General features: G+C 41.2%; 20 protein-coding genes and 1 tRNA gene. 9 read left to right on the top strand and 12 right to left on the bottom strand.

The annotated features are described in order from the left end of the window. The first annotated feature begins 57 nt into the window (after positions 1-57). Positions 58-1,422, top strand: a complete 1,365-nt coding sequence (locus tag CLI64_RS22970; RefSeq protein WP_103139393.1) for an N-acetylmuramoyl-L-alanine amidase — start codon at positions 58-60, stop codon at positions 1,420-1,422. 135 nt (positions 1,423-1,557) lie between these two features. Here the strand turns inward: CLI64_RS22970 and CLI64_RS22965 are convergent, their stop codons facing one another. The 4 genes from CLI64_RS22965 to CLI64_RS32020 all read right to left on the bottom strand — a co-directional run bounded on the left by CLI64_RS22965 (position 1,558) and on the right by CLI64_RS32020 (position 4,299). Continuing rightward, the gene (locus CLI64_RS22965; protein ID WP_103139392.1) at positions 1,558-2,580 is read right to left on the bottom strand and encodes a tetratricopeptide repeat protein; all 1,023 of its coding nucleotides are present in this window, start codon (positions 2,578-2,580) and stop codon (positions 1,558-1,560) included. A 196-nt stretch (positions 2,581-2,776) separates the two neighbouring features. After that, positions 2,777-3,550, bottom strand: coding sequence for a hypothetical protein (locus tag CLI64_RS22960; protein WP_103139391.1), 774 nt, complete (start codon positions 3,548-3,550; stop codon positions 2,777-2,779). A 103-nt stretch (positions 3,551-3,653) separates the two neighbouring features. Continuing rightward, positions 3,654-4,061, bottom strand: coding sequence for a hypothetical protein (locus CLI64_RS22955; protein ID WP_103139390.1), 408 nt, complete (start codon positions 4,059-4,061; stop codon positions 3,654-3,656). Positions 4,062-4,170: 109 nt separating this feature from the next. Beyond that, positions 4,171-4,299 (bottom strand): hypothetical protein, encoded by a 129-nt coding sequence (locus CLI64_RS32020; protein ID WP_264082464.1) that lies wholly within the window; start codon positions 4,297-4,299, stop codon positions 4,171-4,173. A 48-nt stretch (positions 4,300-4,347) separates the two neighbouring features. Between CLI64_RS32020 and CLI64_RS32015 the strand changes: the two genes are divergently transcribed. Both CLI64_RS32015 and CLI64_RS22950 read left to right on the top strand, forming a co-directional pair. Then, a complete protein-coding gene (locus CLI64_RS32015) occupies positions 4,348-4,482 on the top strand; it encodes a hypothetical protein (protein WP_264082463.1) in 135 nt (44 codons plus the stop codon). 136 nt (positions 4,483-4,618) lie between these two features. Beyond that, the gene (locus tag CLI64_RS22950; protein ID WP_103139389.1) at positions 4,619-5,500 is read left to right on the top strand and encodes a phytanoyl-CoA dioxygenase; all 882 of its coding nucleotides are present in this window, start codon (positions 4,619-4,621) and stop codon (positions 5,498-5,500) included. A gap of 60 nt (positions 5,501-5,560) precedes the next feature. On the opposite strand, the gene CLI64_RS22945 is transcribed toward CLI64_RS22950, so the two are convergent. From CLI64_RS22945 to CLI64_RS22940, 3 genes are all read right to left on the bottom strand, one after another. Beyond that, complete coding sequence (locus CLI64_RS22945) at positions 5,561-5,962, bottom strand: alr0857 family protein (protein ID WP_103139388.1); 402 nt, start codon at positions 5,960-5,962, stop codon at positions 5,561-5,563. A gap of 16 nt (positions 5,963-5,978) precedes the next feature. After that, a complete protein-coding gene (locus CLI64_RS30940) occupies positions 5,979-6,146 on the bottom strand; it encodes a hypothetical protein (RefSeq protein ID WP_157943313.1) in 168 nt (55 codons plus the stop codon). A 176-nt stretch (positions 6,147-6,322) separates the two neighbouring features. After that, positions 6,323-6,571, bottom strand: coding sequence for a hypothetical protein (locus CLI64_RS22940; RefSeq protein WP_103139387.1), 249 nt, complete (start codon positions 6,569-6,571; stop codon positions 6,323-6,325). A gap of 71 nt (positions 6,572-6,642) precedes the next feature. On the opposite strand from CLI64_RS22940, the gene CLI64_RS22935 reads away from it, so the two are divergent. The 4 genes from CLI64_RS22935 to CLI64_RS22925 all read left to right on the top strand — a co-directional run bounded on the left by CLI64_RS22935 (position 6,643) and on the right by CLI64_RS22925 (position 10,330). After that, a complete protein-coding gene (locus CLI64_RS22935) occupies positions 6,643-6,978 on the top strand; it encodes a hypothetical protein (RefSeq protein ID WP_103139386.1) in 336 nt (111 codons plus the stop codon). Positions 6,979-7,312: 334 nt separating this feature from the next. Then, positions 7,313-7,441: a hypothetical protein gene (locus tag CLI64_RS32010; RefSeq protein ID WP_264082462.1), complete on the top strand. Its 129-nt coding sequence runs from the start codon at positions 7,313-7,315 to the stop codon at positions 7,439-7,441. A gap of 296 nt (positions 7,442-7,737) precedes the next feature. Further along, positions 7,738-9,747: a GAF domain-containing protein gene (locus CLI64_RS22930; protein WP_103139385.1), complete on the top strand. Its 2,010-nt coding sequence runs from the start codon at positions 7,738-7,740 to the stop codon at positions 9,745-9,747. Next, on the top strand, positions 9,740-10,330 hold the full coding sequence (locus CLI64_RS22925) for an SRPBCC family protein (RefSeq protein ID WP_103139384.1): 591 nt from the start codon (positions 9,740-9,742) through the stop codon (positions 10,328-10,330). The genes CLI64_RS22930 and CLI64_RS22925 overlap by 8 nt, the downstream gene beginning before the upstream one ends. 88 nt (positions 10,331-10,418) lie before the next feature. Here CLI64_RS22925 and CLI64_RS22920 read toward each other — a convergent pair. Continuing rightward, a tRNA-Glu gene (locus CLI64_RS22920) sits at positions 10,419-10,491 on the bottom strand. A gap of 861 nt (positions 10,492-11,352) precedes the next feature. On the opposite strand from CLI64_RS22920, the gene CLI64_RS22915 reads away from it, so the two are divergent. After that, positions 11,353-13,254 (top strand): sodium:proton antiporter, encoded by a 1,902-nt coding sequence (locus tag CLI64_RS22915; RefSeq protein WP_103139383.1) that lies wholly within the window; start codon positions 11,353-11,355, stop codon positions 13,252-13,254. Positions 13,255-13,509: 255 nt separating this feature from the next. Here CLI64_RS22915 and CLI64_RS22910 read toward each other — a convergent pair whose 3' ends face one another. Both CLI64_RS22910 and CLI64_RS22905 read right to left on the bottom strand, forming a co-directional pair. Further along, a complete protein-coding gene (locus tag CLI64_RS22910) occupies positions 13,510-14,130 on the bottom strand; it encodes a cytochrome b N-terminal domain-containing protein (RefSeq protein WP_103139382.1) in 621 nt (206 codons plus the stop codon). A gap of 100 nt (positions 14,131-14,230) precedes the next feature. Next, positions 14,231-14,908 carry a triacylglycerol lipase gene (locus tag CLI64_RS22905; protein WP_103139381.1) on the bottom strand — a complete coding sequence of 226 codons (678 nt, stop codon included), beginning with the start codon at positions 14,906-14,908 and terminating at the stop codon, positions 14,231-14,233. 591 nt (positions 14,909-15,499) lie between these two features. On the opposite strand from CLI64_RS22905, the gene CLI64_RS22900 reads away from it, so the two are divergent. Continuing rightward, positions 15,500-16,906, top strand: coding sequence for a hypothetical protein (locus tag CLI64_RS22900; protein ID WP_103139380.1), 1,407 nt, complete (start codon positions 15,500-15,502; stop codon positions 16,904-16,906). Positions 16,907-17,063: 157 nt separating this feature from the next. Here the strand turns inward: CLI64_RS22900 and petJ are convergent, their stop codons facing one another. Together petJ and petE are read right to left on the bottom strand one after the other, a co-directional pair. Then, positions 17,064-17,405 carry a cytochrome c6 PetJ gene (petJ, locus tag CLI64_RS22895; protein WP_103140838.1) on the bottom strand — a complete coding sequence of 114 codons (342 nt, stop codon included), beginning with the start codon at positions 17,403-17,405 and terminating at the stop codon, positions 17,064-17,066. A gap of 302 nt (positions 17,406-17,707) precedes the next feature. Further along, positions 17,708-18,112, bottom strand: a complete 405-nt coding sequence (gene petE, locus CLI64_RS22890; RefSeq protein WP_103139379.1) for a plastocyanin — start codon at positions 18,110-18,112, stop codon at positions 17,708-17,710. Positions 18,113-18,286: the final 174 nt, after the last annotated feature.

Below are 18,286 nucleotides of genomic sequence, written 5' to 3'. Positions count from 1 at the left end.
TCGAGAATATTGTATAGAATTGCTTACACTTAATCAGATTAAGAGGAAACACGGTCAATGGGGCGCATCTTTATTTCAGCAGCACACGGAGGCCAAGAAGCGGGAAGGGTAGATCCAGGTGCGATCGCCGGAGGAACTACGGAAGCTAGGGAGATGATTCTGCTGCGTGATTTGATTGTCACAGAATTGCGATCGCGGAATTTGGAAGTGTTGGCAGTTCCTGATGATCTCAGTGCTGCGGGTACTATTAGCTGGATTAATTCCCGTGTTCGTCGCGGTGATGTGGCTTTAGAAATTCATGCTGATGCTGCTAATAGTCCCACGGTACGAGGGGCGAGTGTATTTTACATTGCTAATAATAATGAACGCCGCAGTAATGGCGAATTGTTGTTAGTGGGACTCTTGCGCCGTGTTCCTCAATTGCCAAATCGGGGTGTAAAACCAGATACCGAGAGTGGTTTAGGGAATTTAGCCTTTTGTCGGCAAATTGCGATCGCCTCTCTATTATTACAAATCGGCTTTATCAGTAATCCCGATGATCGGGCTTTGCTGCAAACTCGCCGCCGTGATTTCGCTTTAGGAATTGCCGATGGGTTAGCATCTTGGAGTCGTGTCATTGATCCCACCCCAGGTACTCCTACAGATCCTAATTATCCACAAATCAACATCAAAATTAACGGTCAGAACTACGCTGAAAAAGGCATTTTAGTCAATGGCAATGCTTATATTCCCATCGATTTAGTAGACAGATTACAAATTGACTTATCAAAAGCCCCTAATGTCAATCGCATCACCTATCGCAAAATAGTCTATGTCAAAGCCGTAGAATTACGAGATTTTAATATTGCAGTCAGTTGGGATGCCAACACCCGTACCGTCACCTTACGTTCTAACTTGGTCATTTGTCCCGGACAGTTTGACAAAATCATGTCCAATGGCAATACCTCAGAAGTAGAATTACAACTATTTTTAAGAAACAATAATGAAAATGCCTTAACTCGATTCCCTGATTTACCCAAACTCTATCGCGAAGAGGGAAGTGTAGAAGGAGTAAATTATGACATTGCTTTTTGCCAAATGTGTTTGGAAACTGGCTTTTTACGCTTTGGTGGAGATTTAAAACCTGAGCAAAATAACTTTGCTGGTTTAGGTTCTATTGGTGGAGGTGCAGAAGCTGCTTCCTTTCCAAGTGCCAGAATTGGAGTTAGGGCGCACATTCAACACCTCAAAGCCTACGCTAGTTTAGAACCCCTAGTCAATGAAGTAGTAGATCCCAGATTTAGATTCGTCACCCGTGGCGTAGCCCCCCTCATAGAACAACTCTCAGGACGCTGGTCAGCCGATTTAGACTACGGCACCAAAATTAACGCCATGCTAAAGCGTCTCTATGATTCAGCCGGATTCTTGAATGCGAATAGATAAGGGCATGGGGCATTGTTGTAAGGTAGAGGGCAGGGGGCAGGGGGCAAGGGGCAAGGGGCAGGGGGCAGGGAGACAAAAACTAATGACTAATGACTAATGACTAATGACTAATGACTAATGACTATTGACTATTGACTAAAGCGCATCAATAAACTGCTTCACCTTCTTTTGAATATTGGAGTCAGCGATTTCTTCTGCTAGTTGTTGGGCGTTTTGATAACATACTCGCGCTAAACTTTTACGTTTAGTTTTGGCGTATAGACTACCCATATTCAACAAAGTCGCAATCTCACCCAGTGAGTCACCCTGTTTTTGATAAATTTCTACGGCTTGTCTGTAGAGTTTTAGGGCTTTGCGGTGAATATCTAGTTGGTTGTAGATATAACCCATATTGTTGAGGGTGTTCGCTTCACCGGAGCGATCGCCCATCGCCCGGCGTGATAATAGCACTTGATGATAGAGCAATAGTGCCTTTTTGGGTTGTCCTATATCTATATAAATAGAAGCAATATTGTTTAAAGTAATTGCTTCACCTACAACATTCTTAGTAGCCTTTTGAATGGGCAATGCGGCTTGGAGAAATTCTAAAGCTTTTTCATACTCACCTAAAACACTGTAGGCAAATCCGAGTCCATTGAGGGTTGTAGCCTCACCGGAAAAATCTCCCAACAGCCTACGCATGGCTAAAATCTGATTGTGTAATAATAAAGCCCGTTTAGGTTCACCCAATCTGATGTAAATTAGGGCTATATCATTGAGTGTAGAAATTTCTCCTGCGGTGTCTTTTAATGTCCGAAAAATTTCCGCCGCTTTATCTAAATACTCTAAAGCTTGCGAAATTTTTCCCATCCGGTTGTGGGTAGAACCTAGATTGCTGAGTGCGGTAGCTTCAGCTTGTAAGTTACCTATCTCAACTGCAACAGCAAAAGCCTGATGAAAGGATTCTAAGGCTTGTTCTAGCTGACAACAACCCAGATAGGCTAAACCCATATCATTTAATGTATGCCCTTCTCTGGCTCGATCTGCAATTGCTCTAGCTAACTGTAAATTTTCCTTGACTAGATCAAGATATTCTTGAAATCTTCCCTGCTTATAGTAGCTATTGGCTGTATCACGACGTTCTTCCCACTCTTTGACTAAATTGCAAGATTGCGTCATTTGACCTCAGTTGCACTGCAAATAAATTGGCGGGTGATTCTGAATCTTTAGGGATTAAGCAATAAAAATGTTTCATGCTTAACTAGCCTTGAAAGATTATCCAAGTTAAATTCCGGTTAACCTTTATTTTCTACCTTTAGGTACAAGACGTAAAGAAACAGATGTGATACATATAACTCGCAATCAGCAGTATAAATTAAGCTGTCTTAAAAAACCTAATGATTTCGCGCACATGATCCAAAAATTGACCATCTGTGGAAAGTTGGGCGATCGCATTTCTGGCTTCCCTTGCTAATCGGTCATGTTCGGTTTGATTAACGGCACGAAATTCTTCTAAGTTAGCAGCAATCTTGGCTAATTCTTTACGGGTTTCATCTGCAAAGCGTTGTTGTGTGGCAGCTAAAGAGTAGGCTTGTTCTGGATTGAGTTGGTTTTCTAAAACTTCAATTTTTTGCTCTAATGCGTCAAAACGTTGGCGCAGTTCCACAATATCTTCACGGGGATACTTCCATTCTTGGCTAATCATCGTTAACCGAGCATATAAATACTCATAAGCGCGAATTGCCGGACGCAAGATAGTTAATAATAAAGCTGCACCAGAACTGATATAACCCACAGCACTGATCCCCGTAGCCGCTAGGGTATAAAGACCAATAGCCGATAATAAGTGTAAAGCCAAAGCCAGCCACAGCGATCGCTTGGCTAAAGTTGTAACATAGTTTACTTGTTTTTCATCTACAGGGATTTGCTTGTCAATTGATTGTGCTGCTTCCGCTAAAACTTCCTTGGCTTGAAAATGGATATTCCAGGGAACAGTCACAATCACCAATAACCACCAAAAACTTGCACCCCCAATCACCCAATCGAGAAAATTCCCAGAGGGAATATGCAACCATTGCAGCACACCAAAAGCCAGCAACACTACAGCGACAATTCCCGCAATGGAACTAATAAAAAAATTTACATACATAATATAGCCGCCTAAACTCAGTGAAATTACTACCTCAATTTTGCCTAGGCGGTGAAATTTCTACCTAAAAGTTTGTGATGCTTTTTGTAGCTGCATATAATATCTAGAAAATCACATAACTACGCCAAACAGTTTGACCATTGAGACTTTCCTTAGTTGGTAGTAACAACCGCCAGGTTTTACCTTCCTGTTGAATCTGTAAATACAAATCAAAAGGTTGTTGCAGTTTTTTCAACTGTCTCTGGGGTAGCTGAAAAACTAAATCGTAGTCTCCCTTGACGCGGAAAGCCGGTAAATTTTCAATCGTCAGGGGTTGTTCCTGGCGAATTTTCAGATGTTGAATTTTAAACCCTTGGAACTTGATATTTAACTGCTGATTGAGTTGCTGTTGAGTTTGTTCTAGCTGGAGTGCGATCGCTTTCTCCACTAACTCGCTAGTTGGTAACAATCCAATATTGCCACAACCGACCAAGAGCATCAGCAAAACTGCCATCAAAACAAACCGCACCATGTTACTGTTGATAGATTTTTAGCGATAGTATAGCGGAAGATGCCTAAAACTACCTAATGCGTGATATTCAGGAGATTCCTGGTAATTTTAGTGAAGAATTGACCGTTACTCAGCACTCGTTACTCAGCACGCTGCTCAACGCCCCGCTACCGCTAACAGCACTACCGAAGCGATCGCCAACATTATTGGCACTTAAGGATGGTTGCGGATAAAATTGACCTGCGGCTGGTACCAGCACTCTTCACTTTACTTACCCTCATAGCAGAACAAGCAAAGACATTTGATTTTGCCAATTGATACAAAACCAGAAAATTACCTCAATTCCTATAAACCTGTGTGGCAATTAATCCCCCAAGAAGGATTAATTGCCATTAATCAGAACTTTGTACAAATACTGCATACAGATTACTCAACATTTTGACAAGTCTATAACCCCAGCAGGATATCTAAACTCTATCAATATCTTTAGATAACTTTAGTATGATTAATTTCGCTCCCTGTTCCCCATTGACTACAAAAATGAATTAATTAAATAATAAATGTAGATACATAATTTTATGCTGAGAATCTTACACAAAATTCAAAATAAAACTTTAAGAAGAATTCAGGGCTTACCCATAGTTAAATACTATGCTGACATTGCCCATCAAACAGCAGTCCAAGAGCATATTCCTTATTTACCTAATCTTTCCAACTCTGACATCAATATAGTGAAAAAACTTCAAACCCAGGGTTTAGCCATCACTTCTCTAGCAGAATTAGGTATTGAATCCAATTTACAGCTTTTGCAGTCAGCCAAAAAATTATTACCCCATATTCAACCTGATACTAATATCAAAAAACATGGATTTGTCGCTCATGCCAGTGCCGCACAAATGCTTGAATATCCCGAAATTTTCCTATGGGGATTAGAACAAAGATTATTAAATATCATTGAAAACTATCTGGGTTTACCAGTAGCTTATCACGGTGCATATTTTCGACAAGATATTGCCAATCAACTAGAACAAGGCTCCAGACTTTGGCACATAGATACAGAAGACCGTCAAGTCATTAAGATTATTATCTATATCAATGATGTAGATGAAAACACAGGGCCATTTCAATACCTGCCGCAAACTTTAACCCTAGAAGTAGCTAAATCCTTAAACTACTCATCTGGTTATATTACCAATCAAACTATGCAAAATACTATATCTCCAGCACAATATCAATCCTGTGTTGGGTCTGCTGGGACAGTAATTTTTGCTGCCACTAGTAGTATTTTTCATCGTGGCAAGCCTCCAACTCTCAATGATAGATTTGCCATATTCTTTGATTACACCGCGCGCAGAAAAAAAGATTTACATTACACAACTTCTGCTTTAACTCATGAATTTTTAGTTAATTATTATCATCATTTTTCAGAACAACAAAAACAATATATTTATTGGCAATAAGAAATAGGGAATAGGGAAGAGTAACAGCAATGCCCCATGCCCTATGCCCTATTTTCAAATCTATTCACTCATCACAGAAGCACAAGTTTGAGCCACCTGCCATAATTTGTAGACAAATAACTCTGTACGTGAATTAGGCGCGTCACTAATCATCGTTACAAATACGCCATCCGCATCTTCATAACCATCTGATAACCAATAACCACGCAGAGTAATTTCTACATACTCAGCATCACTAGTGGACACATCTATGATTTCCCTGTCAGCAAATCTAGCCTCTGCCCTCAGTGCTTCAATTCCTGGCAAGTCCGCAGGTAGCAAAAAGGAAGCAGTGCTGGGTTCAACACAGACACTTTGACCAACACGTAATGCCAAAATCACTCGTGTTTTCACCCATTCCTCTAAAGATAAAGCAATATACTCCAAATAAAAACTGCTTTCGGTGTAAGTTAATTTCAGCATTCCTTATGCTCTCCTGCTATTCCAGGTTTGCTTGCACATTTATCCAAAATTTGGTGGACTGTTCAATCACTGCAATTTTGAGGCGAATATACTTTGGTAGATCAACTATCAAGTTGGATAAATGAATTCGCCCTTCATCTTCTGTATAACCTAGTGGAAGTCCTGCTTTGTCAGTAATTAACATGACACTGACTCACTTAATATTAACTCGGCACAGTGGTAAGTAATTGCGCGAAAAAACCACCAGGGATTGCCCTAACATCGGCCTTGCAGTCGTCACAGTTTCTCTCCTTAATAAAAAACCCCCGCTTCTGACTTAGGTAAAGCGGGGGTAAAAGTTGACCATCATGTTGTTCGGTCTTATGTTGGTACAGCATTTCTCTGTCTGTACCTCCCGCTTCTTAAATTTGATTGTGGTTTGGCATTCAGCCTATCAATGCTGAAAAATATAAAATCATAGTCTGCCTCTGTGATTTGCTCATGCTGGTGGCTACCATCACCCATAAATAAATACTCCACTCCCACAGCACCCAATTCCCAACTAGATCTGTAGTTGGTCGCGCGCAAGAAAGTAGAGATGGGATAAATGGATTTCACAGAAAATTTCACCTATTGAACATTCCTTTAAACATACTACACTTGTATTACTATCCTGTCCATACTTTCAAGGAGAAAAAGTCATGCACACAATTACTCGCACCCCAACTACCGATATGGAAGTAACTAGCATCCGCTTGGAGCGAGAACTCAAAGAGAAACTTAAAGAAATAGCTGGCAATCAGGGTTATCAAGCTTTGATTCGAGATATTCTCTGGAATTATGTACAGCAGAAATCCGGCGAGTGGAAACCGCGATTTTCACGAACGGATATTCGAGCTAGTATAGCTGCCACAGCTCAACAAGAAGAACGTTGTGTACTCACAGGTCAACTAATTCAACCCCAACAACCTATGTTGTTAGGATTAACCAGAAATGGCGAGATGGTTCCTCTCAGCATCGAGAGTTTAGCTGGATAGTTCGGTGTATGGGTGAATGCAGCCTAGTTGCTGCTTAATAAACAGCTAGGCTGCATTCATCGCTACTGTCAGCAAAGGCAAATTATTTAGATAACTTGACAAATCAATATTTTTAATTAAGCAAATTAGGAACTAAAGAGTATAAATATATTCTTAAATACAGGTGATTGATCATTATTATGTTAGCTATCACCTGAATATCAAGGTGTTTCCCTGACGATCGCAATCTCAAGACAGCAACCTAGCAGTCTAATCGCAATCACTGTTCCCGCTTCTTTGATTCTTGACTTTTCCCAGAGTAGAGTATCTGATGATCGTTAACTCCTCAAAACTAATGAAAAAAAGCAACGATCAGGCTTTTGTGACAGTAGTATTAGCTAACAGTGTCTGTTGCAACAGTAGTAATGCGGTGAGTGAATATGAAGTTGTGGTTGTAAATCCAGAGAAATTACGGTTTATGTAGAGTTACCTACAAGGTATGGTAAGGCAAAAGTGATTTACAGATACAATTCTATCCCCTTAAACCTAAGTTATATTAAGTATTTTCAACAATTTTACATAGTTTTATGACCATGTATAAATTAGCTTAATATACTGAAACTTGGTCATCTGTAAGATAAAGGGGCTATAACAGAATGATAGAAAATCTTGAATCAAGATTTGCCATCCATCCGGTATAGCAACACGACTAACGGTGAAGAATATGCCAGAAAGTTGGGTGCAATAAAAGTGGGGTCATTATTCAAGAATATGTCAGGAATGAAAAAGCATTTATTAGTATCACCAGACCGCCCCGATGACCCAGAGCGACTCAAACTATACCCAGTCAAACTGATGCAGCATCAGGAAGAAACAGCCCACCAGTTGGCGCACAAAATTAATCACATCATTGCTAGTAGTCAATCCACAGCATTGATGCTGCCAGAAATTGCCAAATTGATCGGCATAGCCACTAATGTAGATTGTTGTTGTTTAGTGGCAATAACAGGTGAAGACTCAACGGAAGCAACAACGGCTAGTTGGTGTGCTGATGAATATCTAGGAATGCCTCAGCCAGATGAATTGTTTTCGATGGAACAGTCAGTGCTGCAATGCGCTACTGAACCTTTCACGATAGAGGATATTGCCACAATTCGTAACAGTCTGGTGATTGGATGTCAACAATTGCCATTGCCTATCAAATCGGTGTTAGCAATTCCTACCCGTTTTGGCGGCAAGAATAATGGCGTAGTGAATCTGATCAAATTTCAATCCTATGATTGGGGAGAGGGAGAAAAATACATCCTCAAAACCATCGCGGCAGCTTGTGCGATCGCTTTTTCTCAATTTACCCAAGCCCAATTAATTTCTCATCAGCAACAATACTTACAAAAAAGTAATCAACATCAAAGCTTAATCAAACAATTAACTATACTAAGTCGGAGTAACTTGGAGTTAAGTCAAATGCTCCAACTAGCCATAGCATCTACTGCTGAATCTTTACAAGCAGACCGAGGTTTACTAATCCTCCTGAGATATACAGATCCATTATTTAGAAGCACTAACAGAACCCAAATTCCTCAAGCAAGAGCTGATGTCATCGGTGAATGGCATCGGGAAAATCCCAATAATACAGAATCTTTAAATCAATCTTTTACTTTGGCAGAATGTGCTTTGTGTCAGCGAGCTTTCACTGAGGGAGGTAAGCCAGTCATCATCAATGACTACACAGACCTACCGGAAACAACCATCGTTGCGCCTTTGTTTGACATTACACAACTACCATCTGTACTGTTAATGCCGCTAGAAAATCAAGGTAGAATCCTGGGATTTTTAGTGCTACAGCAAGCAGTCCCGCGTGAGTGGCAAGTAGCAGAATTAAATTTAGTGGAAATGGTCTGCGCTCAAGTAAGCAACGCCATTATTCAGTCAAACACCATCCGACAAGTCCAAACTTTAGTTGATGAGCGCACCGCCAAACTGCAAAGCAGTTTAGAACTACAGGCCAAGCTGCACGAAAGAACTAGGCAATATGTAGATCAGTTGCGAGAATTGAGCCGCCTCAAAGACGAATTTATGAGCAACATCAGCGATCGCCTGCGCTATCCCTTAACTAATATGATGCTGTCAATTAAGAATTTGCAGCGACAGGGAATCACCCCTGAGCGTCAAGTTGTATATTTGGATATTCTCGAAAAAGAATGTTCTAAAGAAATCAACTTAATCAACGACTTGCTGACATTACAAAAACTAGAGAGCCAACAAGAACCACCACGTTATGAAAACTTGAATGTCAACACCAGAATTCAAGAATTAAGCGAACTGTTGACTAAAAAACTCACAGAAAAAGGCTTAAGCATCAATTTAGACATACCTGAAACGCCACTAAAACTGCAAACTGAACTAGAGAGTTTTGACAGAATTCTGCAAGAGTTATTAAATAATGCGTATACATACTCAGAACGGGATACGATTATCCACCTGCACGCCAGTCACCAGGTGAATCAGTTAGTTGATCAAGTTATGATCAAAGTGACTAACACAGGACGTGGCATCTCCCAAGAAGAGGCGACCTATATCTTTGATAGGTTTCGTCGCGGTAGAGGAGGTCGTTGGACACCCGGTACTGGCTTAGGACTCGCACTAGTGAAGTCCTTAGTGCAGCATTTAAACGGAGCGATCGCCGTTGAGAGTACCCCTATACCTGATTCTCAACTGAGCGAAATCTGCTTCACCTTGACTCTGCCCCAGTTTTCTGACGACAGTAAACCATATTCTGAAAGTGACTAACCAACAAACAACCTCAGAGGACTTTGAACTCGATTCCCATTCACAACCTGAATCGAGTTTAGTGGCGGGTCAAACTGATGTACCCCCAGTAGAAGTTCAAATCGCTAAAATTGCCGAGCGACAACGGCAAATCACAGCTACAGTTCAGATTCCCTATCCAGTAGAAACCGTCTGGAAGGTCTTGACAGACTATGAATCTTTAGCTGAGTTCATCCCTAACCTTGCCAAAAGCCGTCTTCTACAACATCCAGATGGTGGCATTCGTTTAGAACAAGTCGGTTCTCAACGTTTTCTTAACTTCAATTTTTGCGCTCGTGTAGTCCTAGATTTACAAGAGCATTTCCCTTCAAAAATCAACTTTCAAATGGTAGAAGGGGATTTTAAAGGCTTTTCTGGTTATTGGTGTTTAGAGCCTTATTCCCTGGGTGAATTATTGGGGACTAGTCTCTGCTACAGCATCCACATTTGGCCAAAATTAACTATGCCTGTATCTATGATTGAAAATCGTCTTAGCAATGACCTGCGATCGAATTTGCTAGCGATTCATCAGCGAGTTAATGATTTAGCCAGTCAACAATCATAATTTTAAATTTAATGCCTACGGTCTTGTGATCGTAGGCATTGGTGTTCAAACATAAGTGAGATTTTTCAATCTCTTTAGTTTATTTCAGTACCCCCAGGGGAATTCGAATCCCCGTTACCTCCGTGAAAGGGAGGTGTCCTAGGCCTCTAGACGATGGGGGCATCAACCTCAGAACCTTTTATAAATTAACGGATTTTTCAGATGATGTCAATACATTTGACGAAAAAATTTTTTCGGGTGTAAAGATGTGGCGGTTTAAGGGTGTGGGGGTTTAAGAGTATGAGGGTTTAGGGGTGTATGGGAAGAACAGTTTAGTGCGTTTCTTGTACATCTTGCTGAGGCGTAGTCACGCTAGTCAAATCGCTTCTCTACGAGACGCTGCGCGTAGCTTGCTTCCACGTTCGCGGTAGCTTTGCGTAGCAAAGTGGTACGCTCCAATTCAAAATTAAAAGTACCCTGCGGGAAGCAAGCTACAAAATTCAAAATCAAAGACAATTAGTGGGGGCTGTAAACCCATAATTAATTCATAGTGAGTTGCGCTCTAATGTAGTAGACAGGAAAAACAAGAAGGACAAGGACGAGAAAGCACTATCTACGAGCGCAACTGCATATCAAAATTATTTCCATTCTTACTAACATAATTTTGCATTTTGCATTTTGAATTAAAAAAGGTCAAAGGCTAATTTCCTGCATCAAACAGGACTGATAAATTTCTTCTCCCCCTACACCCTTACCCCTCCGCACCCCTTGGTACACACTGAACATCTTTCACAAAGCAGATGATTCACATCTATCAACAGTTTTACTTTTTTTGGTGTTTAATACCCTGGAGTCATGCTAACTGTCAGCAAATTGTCACACTCAGTCACCAATCTAGCGAGAAATAGAGTATCCTATAAGACTACGTATGAAAAAAACTCTCAACTTAACACAGGATAAAGGGTCTAATGTTGTACCCTGTAAAGGGAATATTCATTATTCTTTACAAAAGATTTTGAAATACATCTCTCAAAATCCATAGCATGGAAGCATCTTTTGAAGTCACCCTACAGATGGTGATCACGGTCGTTGCAGGTATTAGCGCGCAGGTGTTGGCGGCATATTTTCGTGTCCCTAGCATCGTTTTGCTATTACTCTTGGGCATTTTTCTGGGTTCTGATGGCATTGGGGTATTACATCCCCAAATGCTTGGTACAGGATTAGAAGTGATTGTGGCTCTAGCAACGGCAATTATTCTATTTGAAGGTGGACTAAACCTAGATTTACGAGAGTTAGGCAGAGTTTCCTTAAGCTTGCAATTGCTTGTCACCTTGGGAACGCTGGTGACGCTAATTGGTGGGAGTATGGCGGCTCACTGGTTGGGTGAGTTTCCCTGGAATATTGCTTTTCTTTACGCGTCTATTGTCGTAGTGACGGGGCCGACGGTGATTGGGCCTTTACTCAAGCAAATTAATGTAGACCGTCAAGTCGCAACGCTCTTAGAGGGAGAAGGGGTATTAATTGACCCTGTGGGGGCGATTTTGGCGTTTGTGGTATTAGATACCATTGTCAATGGTGATGCTGACCCTATTAACGCCATTGTGGGGTTAATGATGCGCCTGGGGGTGGGTGCGGCGATTGGTGCTGTAGGCGGTTATGTGATGAGCTTGATTTTCAAGCGCGCCAGTTTTTTATCAATTGAGTTGAAAAACTTGGTGGTTTTGGCGGTGCTATGGGGTTTGTTTACCCTAGCGCAGATGATTCGCACTGAATCAGGGGTAATGACTACTGTAGTGGCTGGAGCTGTATTTGCGAATTCTTCTGTACCAGAGGAACGCTTGCTGCGGAGTTTCAAAGGTCAGCTAACGATTTTGAGCGTTTCTGTACTGTTTATTCTGCTAGCGGCTGATTTATCTATTGCGAGTGTGTTGGCTTTAGGTTGGGGTAGTTTATTTACTGTCTTGGTGTTAATGTTTGTGGTTCGCCCCATTAATATCTTGTTGTGTACAGGGAATAGTGATTTAAATTGGCGACAAAAGTTATTTTTAAGTTGGGTGGCACCGAGAGGGATTGTTTCGGCTTCTGTGGCTTCTTTGTTTGCGATTTTGCTCACTAAGCATGGGATCAATGGTGGTGATGCGATTAAGGCGTTGGTTTTCCTAACGATTATCATGACGGTGGTTTGTCAAGGATTGACAGCAGGTTGGGTGGCTAGATGCTTGCAAATCACTTCTCAAGAGGCGACAGGGGCAGTTATTGTGGGTTGTAATCCCTTAAGTTTATTAATTGCCCGTTTCTTTCAAGAACGGGGGGAAAATGTCGTTCTCATCGATACTGAGCCAGAATATTTGGCTCAAGCAGAAGCTCAAAGCATCAGGGTAATTGTTAGTAGTGCGCTAGATGCAGAAGTGTTAGAAGAAGCGGGTTTAGCCTCGATGGGGACTTTCTTAGCAATGACTAACAATGGCGAAGTAAACTTTGTGTTGGCGCAACGAGCTGCTGAGGAATTTCATCCACCGAGGGTTTTAGCGGTTTTTCCTCGTGATCCCCAAGCCAATAATTCAGTTAATAGTAAAGTTAATCAAGCTTTTGTTTCAGATGTAGCGATTAAAACTTGGAATGAGTATTTGAGTGATGGGCGGGTGAAGTTAGGTACAACTACACTCAATGCAGGGGAATTTACCACCCAACAGGAACGTATCCAAGAGAAAATTCGGACTGGGGCTTTGATCCCGTTGTTGCTAGAAAGAGAGGATCGTTTACAGATTACGCCAGCTCACCAGGAATGGGAAGTAGGCGATCGCATTATCTACCTGTTACATGATCCCAGACCGAATTTGTTAAAACGCTTATCTGGTGCTAGTCAGTCTACACCATTGGCTTTAGAAAAATTACCAGAGTTGGAAGAAGTGCCTTGGGTAAAAGCGGTGAGTGCTGAGTTGTGAGTGCTGAGTTGTGAGTGCTGAGTTAAAAACTGTTCTAGGAAAATGCTCTTATCAATTACATCTTGACTTTAGGCAATTTTCTGGACTCAACACTCAATACTTGAAACTCAACACCGACTAAACGCACACTACCGCTAACGGCACTCAAATCAATTCAAAATTAAAGAATTGATACTCATTACTCATTACTCATTACTCATTACTCAGCACTCATTACTCAGCACGGGCTAAACGCCCCGCTTCCGCTAACAGCACTCAATACTCACTTGCTAGCTGAATGCTTTCTTCTGTGTACATTTGTCTTTCTTGCCACATTAAAGCTGCAAAATGTAAGACAGCAAAAGTAATCGCTGCAAAAGTAATAATGTAACTGTGGAGTGTATATAAATGCTCAACAGTAACGCTGCTAATTGCTCCACCACCTGTGAGGATATCGCGCAACTGTGTACCAATTACAGGGATGGCTTGAATATTGCCTAGCTCAATGTTAAATCGCCAGTAACCTTCCTGCGTCCAGTCGAGAATCATCGCTGTCCAATCAAGACCAATCGCACTTAAAGTAAAGAAAATCCCACTCACCCACGCCAATAGCCAACTACGGCGAAATTGTCTTCCTAAGAACATCACCACAATTTGCACTAGTGCGATCGCAATCATGATGTTACCTGCAATATCATGCGCTCTATGGAATAACCACCCATAGGATACTTGAGTGTCAATCATTCTCAAAGAGTTATAAGCTCCGCCTGCTGTGGGTTCGTAATAAAAAGACAATAAAACGCCCGTAGAAACGTAAATCAAGCACAGGGAAAGAATTACGACCGATAATATCGTGGCTGCTCGCCGCAAAATTCTATCGAACTGGGTGCTTTGCATCGTTCACCCCTCCTGTTATGAGATTGATTATGTATTTTTATTACAATATAACTAAGTTTTATAAATATATCTATATTCTCCTTGCAAAGAATATATTTTTTTAAACGAGAAATTGTCCCCAGATTGGGAACTTTTCTGGCGAACCGTACCAAATTCCTGGGCTTCTGGGAGAATGTCTGACACCTTCAATCACGAGATTTTCTGCACCAGCTAAATGAGCAGCTGCAATCGGTGTGATCCCATCACCCCAAGTATTACCTTGTCCACAAGTCAATTGATAACTGCTATAGGCTAACCAGCCACCACGCCGCCTTTCTCCAAAAATCGTTTTACCAGCGACACAAACGTAACGGACGGAGGGATAAAAAGCACCAGGATAGTTAAGATTGACAAAATCTAAATTTTTGCGTGTCCAGCGTTCTTGGCTAGTGTGGGGTGTCCCCAAAGTGATGAGAGTTGCCACCAACGGGTGAGCATTCCAAATATTCGTACCATAAGGCTGTTCTCCCAAATAAATGCGAGAAATCCAGCCACCGGCTGAGTGACCAATTAGATTGACTTGAGTAGCGTTATATTCTTGTAGTGCTTGTTTAACAGTCTGGTCAAGCTGCTGCAAAATAGGTGTGATTGGTCTACCACCGATAGTGGGTATCCAGTCGCGCCTTCTGAGTGGGACTGTTAACGTCGGGAAGCCTAACTGTTGCAGAGAAATTTCTAGTGGACGGTAAGCGATCGCACTTTCTAAATATCCCGGCACAATAATTGTAGGTAAGGTCATTTTAGTTGCGAATAGTCAATAGTCAATAGTCAGCACAGGCTAAACGCCGTACTACCGCCAACAGCACTCATTACTCATTACTCATTACTCATTACTCATTACTCATTACTCATTACTCATTACTCATTACTCAGCACTTTTCTTTGAGAAATAGCAAAACAGAGAACATTCTCTCATGTAGTAGGTGTGCTAGTATGTTTCGGCTTGCTGATGTTAATCTCAACAGACCAAGTTGATTGTTCAGAAGTGCAACTGCTGCTTAAGCCTTGGCTTTCAATAAGTTAGACCTATACATTTAGAGGGATGCGATCGCCTTTACTGGTAACTACCTTATGTTTAAGCGGAAATGATCGCGTTCATGATCATGGCAATACTAGAGCCAATATTTTCATGAATTAACCTATTTACCAGTGAAATGTAAGAAAAGACCTTATAGCTTGAGAAATTAAAGACTTGAATAAGTGGGGATACTATCCCGTCATAGGGGTCAAGTTCGGCCGCTATGATCTTTATAAGGACGCATCTATTGCAATCAAGATAAAATTACCTTGCTAGTCAACTGCAACTGAGCCGAGTGAACGATTAACAGCTATGTCTTACGTCTCCGTACTAAAAAATATACCAGAGTTTCTCAGTCAACCAACTGGGATAGCTGCAATAGCCTCTGTTGGCATTCACGGTGCTATTGCGTTGATTGTGCCGCTAATGCCTGTAGATTCTAAGCAACCGAAAGAACAATCTACACAAAAAACTGTGGGAGTTCTACAACTAAGTCAGGCTGACTTAAGTCGTCTACCACAGACTCCAGATAATAACTCAGTAGCATTACAGCCACCAGCACCGTTATTACAAAATCAATTTCCTCAACAACCGCTACTGAATAATAATTCGCCTAATCTCAATGCTTTAACGACTACTGTACCTCCTTTACCACCACCACTTAACACTCCCTTATCACAGCCCCCAATAGGCTCAATTCCTAACACTAGTTACCCTAGTTATCCTAGTTACCCTACCAACACTTTGCCTCAACGTCAGCGTTTGCGGACATCTTCCCCAAGGGAGTATAGCCTTCACAATCCTGGGATTAGTTTAAGTGATAGCAAATTTGATCTTGTCACCTCTAGCAAGTTCAGGAATCAGCCGACAATTCCTAGCAACTCACAACCTCTAGCTGTGAATAAGTTGCCACAATTGAACCCAGCAGAAACGCCAAGCAACCTAACTGACAGTTCGCAGGCTAATCTTCCAGACAATAATATTAACAATCAAGCCAATACACAGTCTGTTCCTCCAACAGATAGGATAGCTCCTGTTGTGAAAAATCCTGGCACAGCAGAGGATTTAAATCTTGCTAATCAAAGCATACCCAAAGAACAACAAGGCTCTACACCAAATGTGACTGATTTACCCTCAAAACAGACGCAACAAGGTGAAATTGCCCTAGTTAATTCCTACGAGAATTTAAGACAAACACTCCAGCAACAGTACCCCAACTCTCAGGAAAAAGCAGTTATTCGCAACACCATCGCCACTGAGAAGCCAGGTCTTGATGGTATAGTGTTGGGTTTTTTGGTGGTTGATACTCAAGGCAAACCTTTAGATATTTACTTCCAAGACAGGTCAATTGCCCCTGAATTACAACAAAGAGCTAAAGCGTATTTTGCTGAAAACACTCCCAAAGGCGATAAGCAAATTAGTCGCTATCCTTTTAACTTGCGTTTTCAATATAACAGCAGCAATACCACACAACCCAATTCCGAAAAGACTCCAGCTGTAGTCATTCCTAATTCTGGTAACAATTCCAATCCTAATAATCCTCAACCAGAGGCTAACTCTAGCACTTCAAATCAACCTACACCAACCGCAACCGTTCCATCATCTGAACAGACAACTAGATCAGATAATTCATCATCTACATCAAAACCTAGTAAAGAATTAATCAGGCAATTGCAAAATTTGCGTGATAGCAGACAGAAAAAGCCAAATGCTAACTAGTAGCCAATAATATTAGACTGTTATTTGTGACAGTTGATTTGCGCTGCGTTTAAACTTGATTAAACGCAACCTTTTTAACTGGATACTTTGTCATTTGGCTGTTGTACGGGCGGGTTTAACCAAAATATCTGCCGAAACCCGCCCATCCTGATGATTTTCACCAGCCTTGCTCTGATTTTTGGAAGACGTAAGCAGCAACTTCGAGAATTTCTGGTTCGCTTAACTTGTTTTTGAAGGCAGGCATAGCATTTTTACCGTTTTCTACTTGATAAATAATTGCCTGGATAGCGTCTTCGTTGTAGTTGGCGAGGTACTTGGATAGAGCTTCTTTTTGCAGGGTTTTTTGAGGAACTAGAATATTACCGCCGCCTATATGGCAAGCAGAGCAGTTATTCTGGAAAATTTTCGCGCCTGAAGATATTTCTGCCGCTAGAACTGGACTGGTAAATGTAAGTTTAATTATAGCGATCGCCAAAAATATAAATAAAATTATTCTCAACAGATTTTCCTCGCGACAAACATTTAGCAAACAAAAGTATTTGCTAGTCAATATTGTATTGCTGCTAGGTACTTAACATATATTTACATTCTTAGCTGAAGACGCGCCAAGTATATAAGTGTTAGTTATATTGAGATTGAATAAATTTTAAATAATAAATTTGTTTAAAATTTGCGGTGACGAGTCTATTCCTGTTTGATGTCGATCACTAGAAAATTAGTGAGGGGAATTGAGACTAGTCACCGCCGCTAATTTGGATGTGGCTAGAAAGTCATGCAAAATCTAGCGACAACCAAAGGTTTCTAGCTTTCAACTTTGATTTTACCAACCATACCAGCACCACGATGAGGTTCGCAGTAGAAGGTGTATTCACCAGGAGGAGTATCTGCGGGGAAGGTGGTTGTTTCTTTTTGACCAGGACTCATCATCAATTGTTTATGAGAAAGTGCCTTAACGGCATCACCACCACTGGGATCGAAGACAACGTTGTGGGGGGGTACTTTGTTGTTTAACCATTCGATGGTGTCGCCTGGTTTGATGGTCAACTTAGCTGGTTCAAATGCCAGCATTCCTTTATCTGTACCTAGTTTAATTGTGTATGTCTCAGCCGCAGCACTAGGTGTGAAAATAGCAAAGCTGCTAACAACTAAAACTGCTGTCAATACGGCTAAGGTAAAGCGTCGCCAGGTTGCGGCAATTAACTTCACGGCGTTCTCCTAAATATATAGTTTTATTTTTCCCTCTCCTATTTTAAATAAAATCAACACCAAATATGACAATATGTCGTAGAACTTTTTTTTAAGAATTTATAGAAGGTAAAAAACTGTGAGTTCCAGATTCTGAGTACCGAGTCAAGAAAAATTAGGGATGAGAGATAACCC

The sequence above is a fragment of the Nostoc sp. CENA543 genome, from assembly GCF_002896875.1.
In the GTDB taxonomy this organism is placed as follows: domain Bacteria; phylum Cyanobacteriota; class Cyanobacteriia; order Cyanobacteriales; family Nostocaceae; genus Trichormus.
This window is presented reverse-complemented; position numbering and strand designations above follow the sequence as displayed.